General features: G+C 36.8%; 14 protein-coding genes. 12 read left to right on the top strand and 2 right to left on the bottom strand.

The window, feature by feature from the left end:
* Position 1: 1 nt before the first annotated feature.
* From BM305_RS05650 to BM305_RS05610, 9 genes are all read left to right on the top strand, one after another.
* Positions 2-1,708 carry a S8 family peptidase gene (locus tag BM305_RS05650; RefSeq protein WP_177214564.1) on the top strand — a complete coding sequence of 569 codons (1,707 nt, stop codon included), beginning with the start codon at positions 2-4 and terminating at the stop codon, positions 1,706-1,708.
* A 79-nt stretch (positions 1,709-1,787) separates the two neighbouring features.
* Positions 1,788-3,317, top strand: coding sequence for a diguanylate cyclase (locus BM305_RS05645; protein ID WP_092559723.1), 1,530 nt, complete (start codon positions 1,788-1,790; stop codon positions 3,315-3,317).
* 158 nt (positions 3,318-3,475) lie between these two features.
* Complete coding sequence (locus BM305_RS05640) at positions 3,476-5,047, top strand: DNA-binding protein (protein ID WP_092559722.1); 1,572 nt, start codon at positions 3,476-3,478, stop codon at positions 5,045-5,047.
* Positions 5,048-5,091: 44 nt separating this feature from the next.
* On the top strand, positions 5,092-6,114 hold the full coding sequence (locus BM305_RS05635) for a phosphate/phosphite/phosphonate ABC transporter substrate-binding protein (RefSeq protein WP_092559721.1): 1,023 nt from the start codon (positions 5,092-5,094) through the stop codon (positions 6,112-6,114).
* A gap of 13 nt (positions 6,115-6,127) precedes the next feature.
* Complete coding sequence (gene phnC, locus BM305_RS05630) at positions 6,128-6,901, top strand: phosphonate ABC transporter ATP-binding protein (protein ID WP_092559720.1); 774 nt, start codon at positions 6,128-6,130, stop codon at positions 6,899-6,901.
* Positions 6,888-7,709 carry a phosphonate ABC transporter, permease protein PhnE gene (phnE, locus tag BM305_RS05625; RefSeq protein WP_092559719.1) on the top strand — a complete coding sequence of 274 codons (822 nt, stop codon included), beginning with the start codon at positions 6,888-6,890 and terminating at the stop codon, positions 7,707-7,709. The genes phnC and phnE (BM305_RS05625) overlap by 14 nt, the downstream gene beginning before the upstream one ends.
* A gap of 13 nt (positions 7,710-7,722) precedes the next feature.
* The gene (phnE, locus tag BM305_RS05620) at positions 7,723-8,532 is read left to right on the top strand and encodes a phosphonate ABC transporter, permease protein PhnE (protein WP_092559718.1); all 810 of its coding nucleotides are present in this window, start codon (positions 7,723-7,725) and stop codon (positions 8,530-8,532) included.
* A 7-nt stretch (positions 8,533-8,539) separates the two neighbouring features.
* Entirely contained in the window at positions 8,540-10,066 is a 1,527-nt protein-coding gene (locus BM305_RS05615) for a bifunctional metallophosphatase/5'-nucleotidase (RefSeq protein ID WP_092559717.1), read from the top strand.
* Positions 10,067-10,214: 148 nt separating this feature from the next.
* A complete protein-coding gene (locus BM305_RS05610) occupies positions 10,215-11,870 on the top strand; it encodes a leucine-rich repeat protein (RefSeq protein WP_092559716.1) in 1,656 nt (551 codons plus the stop codon).
* A gap of 78 nt (positions 11,871-11,948) precedes the next feature.
* On the opposite strand, the gene BM305_RS05605 is transcribed toward BM305_RS05610, so the two are convergent.
* A complete protein-coding gene (locus BM305_RS05605) occupies positions 11,949-12,152 on the bottom strand; it encodes a cold-shock protein (protein WP_092559715.1) in 204 nt (67 codons plus the stop codon).
* Between the two features lie 367 nt (positions 12,153-12,519).
* On the opposite strand from BM305_RS05605, the gene BM305_RS05600 reads away from it, so the two are divergent.
* Genes BM305_RS05600 through dut form a run of 3 tightly spaced genes read left to right on the top strand, consistent with a single transcriptional unit; the run spans position 12,520 to position 15,186 of the window.
* Positions 12,520-14,172, top strand: a complete 1,653-nt coding sequence (locus BM305_RS05600) for a GGDEF domain-containing protein (protein ID WP_092559714.1) — start codon at positions 12,520-12,522, stop codon at positions 14,170-14,172.
* 30 nt (positions 14,173-14,202) lie between these two features.
* On the top strand, positions 14,203-14,724 hold the full coding sequence (gene nrdG / locus BM305_RS05595; protein ID WP_092559713.1) for an anaerobic ribonucleoside-triphosphate reductase activating protein: 522 nt from the start codon (positions 14,203-14,205) through the stop codon (positions 14,722-14,724).
* 18 nt (positions 14,725-14,742) lie between these two features.
* On the top strand, positions 14,743-15,186 hold the full coding sequence (gene dut, locus BM305_RS05590; protein ID WP_092559712.1) for a dUTP diphosphatase: 444 nt from the start codon (positions 14,743-14,745) through the stop codon (positions 15,184-15,186).
* An 8-nt stretch (positions 15,187-15,194) separates the two neighbouring features.
* Here the strand turns inward: dut and BM305_RS05585 are convergent, their stop codons facing one another.
* On the bottom strand, positions 15,195-16,091 hold the full coding sequence (locus tag BM305_RS05585; RefSeq protein WP_092559711.1) for a LysR family transcriptional regulator: 897 nt from the start codon (positions 16,089-16,091) through the stop codon (positions 15,195-15,197).
* Between the last annotated feature and the right edge of the window lie 124 nt (positions 16,092-16,215).

Raw genomic sequence — 16,215 nt, 5'->3', positions numbered from 1 at the left:
GATGGACATAACAAATCAGCCTTTGCACAAGGAAGAAGAAGGAGATTTAATTGTATTTTATCAAAATCGGCCAGAATTTCTAAATAGATATGAGGGGAAAGAGATTCAATATATAAACGAAGCATTTGCTGTAGTGCATATGCCAGTATCTCAGCTTTCAATGGATATGGTTAGTAAATATGGTTATGCGGCGATTCCTAAGTTATATGGATTAACTAGTGAAAGAGATGTAGAAGCATCTGGTATTAATCGATTAAGAAATATTCCAAGTCTAAATATGTTTGGAAATGGTGTTTTGGTTGGAATTGTAGATACAGGGATTGACTATACAAATCCGGTTTTTATAAAAGCAGATGGTTCTACTAAAATTTTGTCCATATGGGATCAGGAAATGGAAACAGGTGTGGTTTCAGACGAATTACCATTTGGAACAGAGTATGATGCGGAACAGATAAATCAAGCCCTTGCTTCAGAAGATTCGTTTCAAAGTGTGCCGTCCAAAGATGAGAATGGCCATGGAACAATGATGGCAGCCGTAGCAGCAGGAAATGCAAATATTAAACAGGATTTTAGAGGAGTGGCACCAGAGGCTGATTTAGTTATTGTAAAATTAAGAAGAGCAAAGGAGTATTTACGCAGGTTTTATGGAGTACCATCCAAAGTGGATTGTTTTCAGGAAAATCATATTATGTGGGGAATACAATATTGCATAAATCAAGCAGTAGAATTAAGAAGACCCATTGTGATATGCATTGGATGCGGAACCTCCCAGGGATCACATGACGGACGTTCCTATTTGGCTACCATGATGTCCATTCTTGGAGATGTACCAAATATAATACTGGTAACTTCTATGGGAAATGAAGGAATCAGCAACAGGCATTATTATAATACAATTCAGGCAAATCAAGAATATCAATTAGTAGAGCTGCAAGTTGGAGAAGAGGATAAAGAGTTTACAATGGAATTATGGGGGAATGCACCAGGTATTTATTCTGTAGATATTACGTCACCAAGTGGAGAATATATACCAAAGACTTTATCCTACCTTAGGGAAAGTAGGGAAATCAAATTTGTATTTGAAAGCACAATTATTTATGTTGACAGTCTGATGGCTGAATCGAGAACGGGAGAGCAATTAATTTTACTGCGTTTCTTTCAGATGACACCTGGGAAATGGATATTTAAAGTATATAGTGAAATTGATTTATCTTCAGGATTTCATATATGGCTGCCAATGGGAAATATGATATCAGATAACACGTACTTTTCTAGTCCTGATGTATATACAACGGTACTAAGCCCTGGTTCAGCTACCATACCTATTACTATTACAGCATATAATACCACTGACAATAGTTTGTATATAAAGGCAAGCCGCGGATATACCAAAAATAATATAGTAAAACCAGATCTGGCAGCACCAGGAGTCAATTATATTGCACCCAATCAGAACCAGGAGTTTGTAAGTTATTCAGGAACTGGTGTTGCGGCAGCACATACAGCAGGCATTATTGCTTTAATTTTAGAGTGGAGTGCAGTGAAGGGAAACCAGCCGTATTTAGATTCGCTGGATATCAAAAATTATTTAATCAGAGGTGCAAAAAGAGTACCATATTTATCCTATCCTAATAAGGATTGGGGATATGGAATCATTGATGTATACAATTCATTTGATATTTTAAAAATGGATTTTTTAGAAGGATAACTTTTATCAGATTTACATGGGAAAAGAAGAAAATGGGTACACTACATAGAAAATACCTGTTAAGAAAGAGGTGTTTCGTTTGGATGAAGATAAAATGAACTATCAAAAAATATATCGAAAAATGAGAAAAAGGTACATTTTGTCTGCCCTCTCCATATTTATTCTATTTACATCCAAACAAGCCATCATCCAGCTTCAGATTAGTCAGATGGAAAAGATGTCAAGAGCAATGAACGTAGCTGGAAGTCAGAGGATGTTAAGTCAGAAAATATCAAAGGACGTACTGATGTTGTATCAGAGTGATGACAAAAAAGCAATTGAATCTTATCTGACCGAGTTGGAAAACTCAGTTGAGAAGTGGGAAATGTATCAGAATAATTTACTAGATGGAGAAAAAAAGAGGCAGCTTATTGGAATTCATAGTGCGAAAATTGAGAGTATGCTTATGGAATCAGGACAGTTTTTTGATAAAATACTAAGAGCCTCTAAGGATATTCTATATTTATTTAAATCAGGTGAATACGATCGTTATCAGTTGTTAGAAAAAATTCTTATCATTCATAACAATGAAGGTGAATTTTTAAATAGGATGAATGACATTATTTATCAGTATGATGAGGAAAACCGAATAAAAATAAAAGCGATACAACAGACAGAGCATTTTCTATTTGCAATAATGATTATTCTGATTGCTTTCATTGCCGTTTTTGTGTTCTATCCTGCTGAAAAAACATTAAAAAGAGCATTTATGGATATGAATGAAAGTAATGAAAATCTAATTCGTCTTTTCCGAACCATGCATGGGGCAATCTACCTTGTTAATAAAGAGACAGATGTTATTTTTATGAGCAAGGATGCAGAACAGTTTATTTCAATGGATACAAGGGATTCAGCAGTTAATCTAAAGCGGCATATCAAATGGCTTTCTATTAATTTAGAAGCAGTGTTAGAGCAAATACAGAAGGATGAAAAAATAGTGGAGATGGAAGTTGAAGTACAAGATAGATATGAGAACTATTCAATCGTGTTGTTATCTGTTGTAAAAGGAGAGTATCGGGGTATCCAGACTTTTTTGCTTAATATGTTTGATATTACCATGCAAAAGAAAGCAGAGGAGTCCATGAAAAATATGGCTTTTACTGATGAACTTACTGGTCTTTATAACAGACATTTTTTAGACATGATTATTCATGAGGAAATAGAACGTTCTGAACGCTACAATATACCGTTTTCTGCGTTTATTGTGGATTTAGATAATTTTAAACAAATTAATGATAAATGGGGACATCCTACAGGTGACAGTGTTTTGAAGAAGGTAGCAGATATTATTAGTGAAAATATAAGAATGTCAGATTATTTAATCCGGCTTGGCGGAGAGGAGTTTATCGTCTTGATGCCACATACCAATCTCCACGGAGCATCCTTCGCGGCGGAAAAGGTACGAAATGCCATTGAGATAGCAGAACATCCTCTGGTGGGAACGGTTACAGCAAGTTTTGGTGCTGGGGAAAGAAAAAAAGGTGAAACTTATCGGCTTCTTTATGACCGCATTGATTATGCGCTATATGAAGCAAAAGAAAGTGGCCGTAATTGTGTCAGGGAAGCATGACAAATAGAAAAAATAGTTTTATCAGTTTAATTAATAAAGTGATAAGTAAGATAAACATTATTTACTTAGGTTTTACCAAAAAATACTATTTAATTTACAATTATATGATATAATTACGCATGGTAGTGAAAAAAATCAAAATAAATGGAGGAAAATGAATGAAAAAAAGAAATCATTTCAAAAGGATTTTTATTGCCATGCTATTAGTTTTTACATTTGGAGTTTGTTCACAGGATTATTTTGTACAGGTAAAAGCGGAAAATTATGCTGATGCCGCGCCAGAGATACAGCCAGCATCAGCAAATGGATTGAAAATACTGTTTGATAATACACATGCTCAGACTGCTGGGGCAGCTGACTGGGTAATAGATGGTGCATTTTCAGATTATGCCAATGGATTGGCAAATGAAGGCTATTACATAAAGGAATTACGAAAAAATAGTGCCATTACGTACTCTGATTTGTCTGGCTATGATGTTTTTGTAATTCCAGAAGCTAACATACCATTTAAGGCTACTGAGCAGGCAGCTATATTACAGTATGTTGAAAATGGAGGAAGTGTCTTTTTTATTTCCGATCATTATAACGCAGACCGTAATAAAAATAGATGGGATGCTTCAGAAGTATTTAACGGTTACAGAAGAGGTGCTTACTCTAATCCGACACAAGGAATGAGTACTGCTGAGGCAGCGTCAGCGGCTATGTCAGGTGTTGTAAGTAGTGACTGGTTAGCTGCTAATTTTGGTGTTCGATTCCGATATAATGCTCTGGGTAATATTGATGCCACCAATATTGTTGCTTCCAGCCAGTGTTTTGGCATTACACAAAATATTGATACGGTTGCCATGCATGCAGGTTCCACAATTGCTATTATAAATCCTGCTGTTGCAAAAGGTATCGTATATCTGCCAAATAACCTGACTACGAGCAATAAATGGTCCAGCGCAGTGGATCAGGGCGTATATAATAATGGTGGTGTAGCTGAGGGCGCTTATGTGGCAATTGCCAAAAAAGGTCTTGGAAAAGCTGCATTTATCGGAGATTCTTCCGCAGTTGAAGATGCAACACCTAAGTACAAAAAAGAAGAAACAGGCGGAACAAAAACAACCTATGATGGATATGAGGAAGATGACGATGCTGCCTTATTGCTGCAATTAACAGACTGGCTGGCAGAAAAGGAAAGCTATACCAGCTTTTCACAAACCAGCATTTCCTTAGATACAGCAACTGCTTTATACAGCTTTGAAACACCTTCTCTATCAACAGAACCAGCAACAGAACCATGGGCATCTCCATCAGCAAGCTACAAATGGTATGATACCACAACCTTTGCAGCAGGCTCCTATGGTTATACAACTACTTCTGGAGGAGGAACAGGAACGGTAGGAGACACAACGTATTCTTTTGGTGTTCCAACACAGATTATAGCAGGGCAGGAACTGCCTTTGACCATTTATTTTTCAAATTTAACTCCTAATACAACGTATACAAATTATAAAGTAGGAGCTTATACAACTGGTGGAACACAAGTTGGCATGTTTAAAGAGGTAAATGGTAGATGGCCGTCTACATATGGATACAGCAGTACTTTTTCAATTACCACAGACAGCAGCGGCAATGCCACTAAGTCACTGGTATTTAAGATTAAGTCCGGGGTATCAGGTACTGCCAATATGAGATTGAAGAAAGGCAGCACAAATGTGTTTACTGATACAATTACCATAGGATAACTAAAAGTGAGTTTGAAATGACTAAAAAATAATGAGGTATGAGCATGAGAAAATGGACAGTGGTATTCATTCTGTTACTATGTGTGACAGCATTTACAGGATGTAAGTCAGATAAAGAGGATAAAAGTATTGAAAAACTAAGTGTATATTTTGTTCCGTCCAGAGAGCCAGAGGAAATAATTACCGCTACGGAGCCACTAAAAGATTTATTAAAGCAGCAGCTGGAAGATCAGGGATTTGAAATTGGCCAGGTGGAAATCAGCGTTGGAACAAGTTATGAAGCAGTAGGGGAAGCCCTTTCAGCAGGAACAGCAGATATTGGACTGATTCCAGGAGGTACCTATGTATTGTATGACGATGGCGCAGAAGTAATTTTAACAGCAACCAGATCTGGCCTTAACAAAGATTCAGAAGTTCCAAAAGACTGGAACGATGGTACCGCTACAGAGGCATCGGATCAGCAGGCAGTTTCTTATCGGTCACTTATTATTGCAGGACCATCTGAAAAGGGACAGGAGCTGGCGGCAAAGGTAAATGCAGGGGAAGAACTGACTTGGGAGGATTTGAATAGTGCCAGCTGGAGTATTATGTCATCCTCTTCTCCAGCAGGATACATTTATCCAGCACTTTGGCTTCAAGAAAAGTATGGACATAGTATTACGGATTTGACTCTTGCAGTACAATCCGATTCTTATGGAAGTGCCATGGCGCGTTTAGCTTCAGGTCAAGTTGATATTATGCTGACTTATGCAGATGCAAGAAGAGATTATACAGAAAAGTGGGGCAGTGAGTACGGAAGAACTGCTTCTATATGGGAAGAAACCAATGTAATTGGTGTGACCCCTGCTATTTATAATGATACAGTATGTGTCAGCAAGTCATCTGAAAATATGAATGATGATCTAAAGGAAGCAATTCAAAATGCATTTATTCAAATTGCAGGTACTGACGCAGGAAAAGAAGTCATTTCCATTTATAGTCATGAAGGCTATCAGCCAGCAAAAGAATCTGATTATGATCAGGAACGTGCGGCTCAAAAGTTAATTCAGACACTAAATGCACAATAACAGGAGTTAATAGATGATTGAATTTAGCCATGTATCAAAGGAATATAGTAATGGAGTAAAGGGCTTGGATGATGTGACTTTGCACATCGGGCAGGGGGAATTTGTTGCAATCATCGGATTATCTGGTGCTGGTAAATCAACCTTACTGCGTTCTATCAACCGTATGCACGAAATAACAGCAGGAACATTGCAGGTAAATGGAACAGATGTAGCATCGTTAAATGGAAAGAAGCTGAGAAGCTTTAGAAGAGGGATCGGAATGATTTTTCAATCCTTCCATTTGGTTGGAAGAACAACCGTTATAAAAAATGTATTAATGTCAAAGGTTCCAGCAATGCCGTTCTGGAGAGTTGTTCCTGGAATTTTTACTAAGGAAGAGAAAATAGATGCACTGGAAGCGTTAGATAAGGTTGGAATCTTAGAAAAGGCGTATATGCGCGCCGACCAGCTTTCAGGAGGACAGCAGCAAAGGGTTGCTTTGGCAAGGACATTGGCACAGCACCCGGAAATTATTCTGGCAGATGAGCCAGTAGCAGCATTAGATCCTGTAACAGCAAGGCAGGTTATGGGGGATTTTGCAAAAATAAACAAGGAACTGAATATTACAATTCTACTAAATATTCATCACGTTGAATTAGCATTAGCATATGCAGAGCGAATCATAGGGATTCGCTCTGGTAAAATTGTATTTGATGGGAAGGCTTCTTCTGTGGATAAAGCTGTTTTGGCAGGCATTTACGGGGAAGAAATGCCAGAAGGTGTGGAGGAATTATATGAGGCTGTATGATAAGGTGTTTCCACCAAAACAGATGGTTCTTTCCAGTGGGAAAACAGTGGAGGAACGTTTTACAAGAATTCCTTTGATTCTTACAGGGCTGCTGTTCATGATGATACTATCTATTCATATTACAGGTTTTCGTATTTCTACATTAATGAATCGGGGAAATGAGTTTTTTGTGATACTGAATCAGATGATTCCCCCTAGAACAGCTTATGTTTCTCAAATAATACAGCCCCTTTTGGATACTATAAAAATGTCCTTGCTAGGTTCCTTCCTGGGAAGTATTTTGGCAATCCCTTTTTCCATTATTGCAGCAGGCAATATAGTGAAAAATAAATGGATTTTAATGACTGTACGGCTGTTTTTAAGCCTTATTCGTACATTGCCGACTTTAATTACAGCATTAATAGCCACGTACATATTTGGATTGGGAACAATGGCAGGAATGGCGGCTATTTCCATATTTACATTTGCCTATGTAGGAAAACAATTATATGAGCAGATAGAAACCGTTGATATGGGCGCTTTTGAGGCAATGGAGGCGATGGGAGCAAACCGGTTCTATTCCTTTCTCACAGCAGTTGTGCCTTTTGTACTGCCCGCCTATTGTTCTACTTGTTTATTTTGTCTGGAGGGAAATGTACGTTATGCGTCTATTCTTGGCTATGTAGGAGCAGGTGGATTAGGGCTGATTCTAAATGAAAAAATTGGATGGCGTGAATATGACAGCGTAGGAATGATTTTACTAGTTCTTTTTATGGCAGTGTTTTTAATAGAAGGAATCAGCTATTATATTCGTAAAAAACTGACATAGAGAGGATAATAAGATGAGTGAAGCTATAAAACAACAATTGGAGCAGGAAAAATCAAGCTGGTTTTACAAGGTGGGAGTTACCTTCCTGTTGGCAATCTTACTAGGATGGTCTTCTTCTACCTTTCAGATAAACAGAGTATCAGACAATGGACTAGATATTGCAAAAAATATTATATCAGGGATTTTTCATCCTGATCGGCGGCTGCTCTTTAATTTTACAAAAACAGGAATTTCCTATTTAGTTTTGGAAACCATATGTATAGCGTTTTTAGGAACCATTGTGGGAGCCGTTCTGGCAGTTCCCCTTTCTTTTTTTTCTGCGGTGAATATCGTGCCAAAACCAATTGCACTGGCGGTTCGCTGGGTAATCATGGCGATCCGCACCATTCCGGCTTTCATTTATGGTCTTATGTTTATACGCGTTACAGGGCCCGGTGCATTTGCTGGTGTTTTAACTATGTCTGTATGTTCCATAGGAATGTTGTCTAAAATGTTTATTGAGACGATTGAGGATCTGGATGTCAGGATAATTGAATCGCTTGATGCCAGTGGCTGCAATACATTTCAAAAAATAAGATATGGAATCATTCCACAGCTATCACCAGATTTCATTTCAACGGTTATTTACCGGTTTGATATGAATCTTCGTGATGCAACAATACTGGGTTTGGTGGGAGCAGGAGGAATTGGGGCACCGCTGATTTTTGCCATGAGTTCTTATCGCTGGAATGAAGTGGGTGCTATTTTAACAGGATTGATAATTTGTATATTAATCATTGAATTTTTTTCTACAAAAATAAGGGTAAGACTGGCGAGAGGATGAAAAGGAATTGAAAGAAAAAAAATTAAAGTTATTCTATACCTCTGATGTGCATGGTTTTTTATTTCCAACTGATTACACTAGAACGGAAAAGCAAGATATAGGTTTAATGCACTGTGGTGCCAATTTTGAAAAGGATGGTAATACACTGGTTATAGATGGAGGAGACATGTTACAGGGCTCCCCCTTCACTTTTTATTGTCAAAAGGTCTTACATTCCAGTAAGCCAATTGCAGAGCTTGTAAATACTTTGGGTTATGACTTTGTAACAATTGGCAATCATGACTTTAATTATGGAATGGACTATTTAAATGAGTATATAAATTCGTTAAAGGCTGTTTGCGTTTGTGAAAACGTGAAAGAATCTGGAACAGGAAGTATTGGTCATCCATATGTAGTCCACAAAATGAAAAATGGCCTGCGTGTAGGAATTATTGGAATTGTTACAGAGTTTGTAGCCATCTGGGAAAAAGAAGAAAATCTAAAGGGTATTCAGATTACAGAACCGTTGGATGCAGCCAGAAAGGCACTAGAACAAGTACGCAAAGAAGCGGATATTACCATTTGTCTATATCATGGAGGTTTTGAACGGAATTTAAAAACAGGTGAACTAGTGTCAAAAACCAAGGAGAATATAGGATGGAAAATCTGTGAGGAACTGGATTTTGATATATTGCTGTCTGCACATCAGCATATGACCATTGAAGGAGAAATAATACATGGAACCTATGTGGTTCAGCTTCCAGATAAGGCTGCAAACTACTTATATATGGAAGTTCAGGTAGATGAACAAGGTAAGCGGATTCAGTCTGAAATCCGGAAAGCTGGGAGTAAGTGTATAGCAGTAGTTCCAGATATAGTGAGAAAAACAGAAGAACAGGTTCAGATATGGCTGGATAATCCAATTGGCAGTCTGAATAAGAAACTGGTTCCTAGAGATAAATTGGATATGGCACTGTATGGATCAGAGATAGCTGATTTTATTAACCAAATTCAGCTTTATTATTCCGGCGCACAAATTTCTTGTACAAGTCTTGCAAATGAAATAGCTGGATTTTGTGAGAAAGTAAGTGTGCGGGAGGTTATGACCAACTATCCCTACTCTAATACGCTTGTTGTACTGGAAGTAAGTGGAAAGTTATTGAAGGAAGGGTTAGAAAGAACCGCAGAGTATTTTTCAGTGGATGAGAATGGAATTTGTATTTCTCAATCCTTTTTAAATCCTAAAAAGGAGCATTATAATTACGACTATTTTGCAGGTATTCAATATGTAATTCAGGTAAACCGGCCAGTGGGGCAGCGGGTTACTGAAATTCTATATGAGGGGAAAGCAGTGGAGGAAAATGCGTTTTATCAAGTTTGTATGAACAGCTATCGCGCCAGCGGAGCAGGCGGCTATGACGGATACCGGACATGCAGGGTAAGGAAGGAAATCAATGTGGAAATGTCAGAGTTGATTATGGAGTATTTAAGAACCCAGAGGGAGGTAACAGTAAACAATTATTTCTTGTTTAAAGTTGATATTATGAAGTTGTAAAAAATATTAATAAAATTGTGCGTTATATTACATTTTTTATAAGATGTGAACAAATTTATAAAATGTATTGATTTTATTTACGTTATAGAGTATTGTATCTAATTATATTGCAATATAAGAACAAAAGAGAGATAAAGGAGATAAAAAAATGAAAGTTTTAAGTAAAAAATTCAGATTTGTTCTATTTTCTGCCATAGTACTTGTCGTTGCAGGCTGCTTAAATAATACAAGCTTGCTCCGCTTTTACAATTATGCAGATAAGGTTTTTGCGGCAACCATTATCGTTTCAGAGGATGGAAAATGGAAATTCAGTACGGACGGTGAGTTATATATTTATACAGGAAGTGAAACAGAAGTAACTTTACCAGAACAGCTCACATCAAATGGTGTTACATATAATATTTCAAAAGTTACTAAGTTTGCATTATTAAAAAATACTACTGTTACTAAAATCAACATAGGTGATAATATTACGTTTATTGCTGATGGATCATTTATGCAGATGCCCAATCTAGAGGCTATTGAGGTGAGTGAAACTAATACAAATTATTGTGACATTAATGGTATTTTATATAATAAAGCTCAGACAATATTGCTGCGTTTTCCACAGAAGAATCCTGCCCAAACAATGGAATTTCCTGATTCATTTATAAAATGTGATGATGATGCTTTAGAAATCTGTCCCAATATACAAACATTAGTAATTCCAGCTATCTATACTGGTGAAGAAGGTGACCAGACATGTATCTTTTCTCAAAGAATGTTTCCCAATCTGACGACAATTGAAGTGGAGCAGGGTAATGCTAATTTCTCCAGTGAATCTGGTATTCTCTATAATGCCGATAAAACAAAACTAGCATGGTATCCGCCTAAAAAAGCAGATACTGATTTTACGATTCCAAATAGTGTTACTACTATAGAATGCAATGCATTTTTAAACGCAGTTAATCTGCAAAACATTAATTTGTCAGCCAATATTACTGATATTGACATTTTTGCATTTACAGGATGTAATTTGACGTCACTAAATTCGATCACCACAAGGGCAGATTACGTGAACTGGAATTCTCCTTTGAAAACGGTATTTCAAGATAATCTGGCCGCCTTTAATACACAGCCGTTTTCTATTTCTTTAGTGGAGCAGGAAATACAATATGCAGTAGATACTTACATTGAGGCTGGTATGAGTGACTATCAGAAAATTTATGCGTTATATAACTATGCTACCAATAAAGTAACCTATGATTCTGCGGATATGTATGCACCAGAAAATCATTGTATGAGTTCTTTATTTCTAGGGAACCAGACAGTATGCGAAGGGTACGCACTCGCAATGTCTTTGTTACTGGATAAAATAGGTATTCCTAATTGCGCTGTACTGAACTATAATCATGCATGGGATGTTTTAAAACTAAATGACGTATGGCTTCTCATTGATGCTACGTGGGATGACAATGATACGGAGATGGCAGGGAAAACATATTTCTTGCGGACGGCTGCGGAGTATGCACCCATTCATCCCGCATACACAGGAATATGTAGCTCCTGCCTGGTTAGTACAAATTATAGTTTTGGTGTAGACAAGTCAGAATATATTGATAATCTGCCAGTTTGCGATGCCATCATAGGCGATTTGAATATGGACGGTGTGTTGGATTCAATGGACATCAACTGTATGGGTAATGAAGTACAGGCATATGCAAGGTATTATCAATTTGGCTATTATAATGTCCGGGCTGATATGAATCGGGATGGGGCAATTAATCAAGACGATTACAACTTATTATATGAAATGGTAAATTAAAATAAGAGAAGAGAAGAAAACAAGAGGCAGTCACACGTTAGTGTGGCTGCCTCTTGTAAGAAAGTCAAAAAATATTTACTATAAAACGCTAACGTTAACCGCTTGCATTCCGCGATCACCACGAGTTAATTCAAAACTTACTTTTTGTCCGTCCTGTAATGACTTGAAGCCATTAGCTACAATACCTGAAAAATGTACAAATACATCTTCTCCGTTATTGTCGTCTGTGATAAATCCAAAACCTTTTTGTTCGTTAAACCATTTTACTGTACCTTTGTTCATAAAGATACCTCCTGATAATAATTATTTATATTTTGGGGTGTAAATAAAAATCACATATTTTTGTAAGACATCAAACGTGTTAATGACTTACAAAAATATGTGAATCAAAACAAACATCCAAAATACAATATTTATTATAACAGACAAATAAAGAAAAAGCAAGAGGAATTTAAAAAAATTTACAAGTAAAAAAATGGATTTTATTAGAATAAAAAAATGTAAAAAAGAATAGTATGAAAGCAATTACATATTTAATGATCAGACCTTAAGAATATATAAATTATAAGAAATATAGTTTACCAACAGAACAATAGGTGTTAAAATAAATACTTGGGATTGGGCTTTTTACACAGTAAGGAGTTGAGACATGAAAAAACCGTTATATTTTTATTTTATGTTGATTTTTACAGCAATAGTCTTATTGGGAAGTATGTTTTTAGAAAACAATACAGAAATCCAGAGAGAACACAATAATACAATTCAGGACTATACAACAGGATGGAAAATACTAGATGAAAAAGGAGAAATAGAAATTTCAAAGCTGCCAGACAGGGTACCGGCTGATTCAGGGAAAGCGATTATCATTGGTAATACACTGCCGGAGAATCTGGATAATAACAATGTGCTTGCCTTCTTAACGACACATCAGATTGTGGAAGTAAAAATAAATCAAAAGGTTATCTATTATTTTGGGATAGCAGATGATAGCAGGAATTTAACACCAGGAAGCGGATGGCATTTTGTACAGCTTTCTGATGAATACGCTGGACAAAAGATAGAGATTTCTCTGATGTCTAATTATAAAGCAAATTCTGGAATCCTTCCAAAGTTTGTGCTTGGTGAAAAAATTCAGGTAGTTAGAAAAATTATGCTAGAAAAGTCAGGTGACGTATCGATTTCTATTATAATGCTGATCATAGGTATAGAAATCTGTTTTATCTGGTTATTCTGCCGGAACAAATTTAAATTAACAGAAAATTTTTTATGTATGGGTGTTTTATCGATTGAACTGGCTGTGTGGTCCATGGTAGAAACCAACATTATGCCTATCTTTATAGGACATCACTATGCAATTAGTCAACTAGCCTACTTAGTTTTAATAGTAATACCTTATCCATATTATCGTTTTGTAAAGCTGACGTATCATATGAAAAATCAATGTTTGCTGGACTATATCGGAAAGTTAAATCTGGCAATCGGATTTTTCATCATTATGCTAAAGGCATTTTATGTGGAAGACTTTAAACATACAATTGTATTAATTCATTTTACTTTCATTGCGACTATAGTTGTGTCATTATTTGAAATTATTAAAATTTTAAAATCTGGTAATGCGAAGGAACGGAAAATGGCAGGGATTAATATTATTGTAGTGCTGTTTATGTTGGTATCTATGGTAATGGATATTATAAATTATTATCAGAACGCAGGAACAAAAACGATTTCCCTCAGCAGGCTTACGGTTCTGATTTATGTTATGATTCTGGGAAGCCTAAGCATAAGGAATTCACTCCAGCTGATTAAAGCAGGACATGAGGCAGAAGAGATTAAGATTGTTGCTTACCATGATGCGCTGACAGGAATGGAAAACAGGGCGGCTTATATGAATCTGCTGGATAAACTAGAGGAAAAAGAGTATGTTCATTATGGAATCGGCATGTATGATTTGAATAATCTGAAGTATTTTAATGATGAATTCGGGCATAGTGTGGGAGATTACTATATTATTTTGTGCAGTGAAATTTTGCAGGACACTATTGGAGAATTGGGAAATTGTTACCGGATTGGCGGGGATGAGTTTTGTGTTTTACTAAAGGATTGTCCAGAGGAAAATTACAGAAAGCTGGCAGAAGAAATTACGGAACGGCTGCAAAGCTTAAAGGGACCGTATGATTATAGTAAAATGCAGATTGCACAGGGATATGCAAAATTCAATAAGATGCTGGATATTGATTTGCATGCAACTATGGCAAGAGCAGATAAAATTATGTATGAAAATAAACAAATCCTGAAAAAATAAAGTATCAGGATATGAGAAGCAGGTGTACCGATGAATTATGCAGATATCAAAAGAATAGATGTTGCTAATGGACCAGGAGTTCGTGTTTCCTTGTTTGTCAGTGGCTGTACCCATCATTGTAAAGGGTGCTTTAACCAGATGACCTGGGACTTTCACTATGGGGAGGTATTTACAAAGGAAACACAGGAGCAGGTGCTGGAGTATTTGTCAAAAGATTTTGTGAAGGGCTTAACTGTATTGGGAGGAGAGCCATTTGAATATGTAAACCAGAAGGGGCTGCTTCCTCTCTTGCAGGAGGTAAGAAAGAGATTTCCAGAAAAAAGTATTTGGTGCTATACAGGCTATGATTTTGAACAGGATATTTTGAAGGATATGTGTTTAAAATGGCAGGAAACAACAGAAATGCTTTCCTGTCTTGATGTATTAGTAGATGGAAAATTTATAGAAGAGCTGAAAAATCTAAATTTAAGGTTTAGAGGTTCTTCCAATCAAAGAATTATCAGGGTGCCAGAAAGTTTAAAGGCTGGCAGAATTATTTTATGGGAAGAATAATCAGAAGGAGACAAAAGAATGTTACAAGAAGTCAGAATTAAGAAATTAAATGAAAAGGCAATGATTCCAACCTATGGAAGTGAGTTTGCAGCAGGAGCAGATTTATATGCCTGTATAGAAAAAACAGCAGTGATACAACCAGGTGAGACGGTTTTGATTCAAACAGGGCTTGCCATGGAGATTCCAGTTGGCTATGCTGGATTTATTTATGCCAGAAGTGGACTTGCTTCTAAGAAAGGTCTGGCGCCAGCCAATAAGGTTGGGGTTGTGGATGCAGATTACCGTGGAGAAATTATGGTGGCTCTTCATAACCATGGAATCAGTGCCCAGGAAGTGGAGCATGGGGAGAGGATTGCCCAGATGGTCATTGCTCCATTTCTCACTGCTCAGTTCATAGAGACGGAGGAACTTCAGGATACGGTTCGTGGTGAAGGTGGGTTTGGCTCTACTGGAACCAAATAAAAACTGTATTACTGGTGTTCATTAACATGGTCTAGAAACCATTTCATAGTTTGAGTCATAAAGGAAGAAGCATCATAGGCAAATCCTACCTCCCGTTTGGGAATGAGGCTGTTTAGCTTTAGTTCGGTTAATAGCCCAGTGTCCAGTTCTGCCTGAACAAATTCCTTTATGACACAGGCAATACCAATTCCAATTTTGGCAAAATCAATTAATAAATCCATATTGTTCACTTCAAGCACTTGGTTTGGCTCTATTTTATTTGCCTGCAAATATTCGTTTATATATTGGCGGGTAAGGTTTTCTCCATCTAAAAGCATTACATTTCCCTGTTTAATAAAGTCTGTTTTTGTATCCATGCTGCGAACCTTTAAATTATCCAGATATGTCTGGGTTGCCACAAATACATCGGTTAACTGGGCAACTGGCTGAAAAGTTAATTGTCTAAGATGTTTTGGTTTCCCAACTAGTCCAATATCTATTTTTCGTTCCTCTAACAGCTTAATGGTATGAAGGCTGGACTGGCAGTCAATGGTAATTTTGACATGTGGGTATCGCTCCAGAAAGCTTTTTAAATAGGGAAGCAGCAGGTATTTGCACAACGAGGTGCTTACGCCGATGCGAAGCTGTCCAATTCCAAGCTCATGTATTTTCTTTAAATCCTCTTCTCCCTTCTGCAATGCCTGAAAAGCAAACAATACTTGCTGATAAAGCAGTTCTCCTTCAGCAGTTAATAATACGCCCCTTGAATTTCTATGGAATAAAGTAACTCCCAGATTCTGTTCTAATTTTTGTATTGCCTTACTAATGGCAGGCTGGCTGATGTACAGCTCGCTGGCAGCTTTTGAAATGTTTTTATGTTCTGCAACAGAACAAAAAATCCGGTACAGGCTTAAATTTGTATTCATTTCATCTCTCCGTAATATGAATTGTAGTTATATTAAGTATAGATAATATATATTTTATTTATAATAATTTTTATGTTATACTATAGAAATGAAAAATGCAAGAACATAGTAAGCAAAATGGAGG

This window comes from Anaeromicropila populeti, from assembly GCF_900112775.1.
Taxonomy (GTDB): domain Bacteria; phylum Bacillota; class Clostridia; order Lachnospirales; family Lachnospiraceae; genus Anaeromicropila_A; species Anaeromicropila_A populeti.
Note: the sequence above shows the minus strand (reverse complement) of the source record. Positions and strands in the feature narration are given on the sequence as shown.

Excerpts from the sequence above, each read along its gene's own strand:
- BM305_RS05610 (WP_092559716.1), top strand. The coding sequence starts at position 10,215 with ATGAAAGTTTTAAGTAAAAAATTCAGATTTGTTCTATTTTCTGCCATA.
- dut (WP_092559712.1), top strand. The coding sequence starts at position 14,743 with ATGTTACAAGAAGTCAGAATTAAGAAATTAAATGAAAAGGCAATGATT.
- BM305_RS05600 (WP_092559714.1), top strand. The coding sequence starts at position 12,520 with ATGAAAAAACCGTTATATTTTTATTTTATGTTGATTTTTACAGCAATA.
- BM305_RS05650 (WP_177214564.1), top strand. The coding sequence starts at position 2 with ATGGACATAACAAATCAGCCTTTGCACAAGGAAGAAGAAGGAGATTTA.
- BM305_RS05635 (WP_092559721.1), top strand. The coding sequence starts at position 5,092 with ATGAGAAAATGGACAGTGGTATTCATTCTGTTACTATGTGTGACAGCA.
- BM305_RS05585 (WP_092559711.1), bottom strand. The coding sequence starts at position 16,091 with ATGAATACAAATTTAAGCCTGTACCGGATTTTTTGTTCTGTTGCAGAA.
- BM305_RS05605 (WP_092559715.1), bottom strand. The coding sequence starts at position 12,152 with ATGAACAAAGGTACAGTAAAATGGTTTAACGAACAAAAAGGTTTTGGA.
- nrdG (WP_092559713.1), top strand. The coding sequence starts at position 14,203 with ATGAATTATGCAGATATCAAAAGAATAGATGTTGCTAATGGACCAGGA.
- phnE (WP_092559718.1), top strand. The coding sequence starts at position 7,723 with ATGAGTGAAGCTATAAAACAACAATTGGAGCAGGAAAAATCAAGCTGG.
- phnC (WP_092559720.1), top strand. The coding sequence starts at position 6,128 with ATGATTGAATTTAGCCATGTATCAAAGGAATATAGTAATGGAGTAAAG.
- phnE (WP_092559719.1), top strand. The coding sequence starts at position 6,888 with ATGAGGCTGTATGATAAGGTGTTTCCACCAAAACAGATGGTTCTTTCC.
- BM305_RS05640 (WP_092559722.1), top strand. The coding sequence starts at position 3,476 with ATGAAAAAAAGAAATCATTTCAAAAGGATTTTTATTGCCATGCTATTA.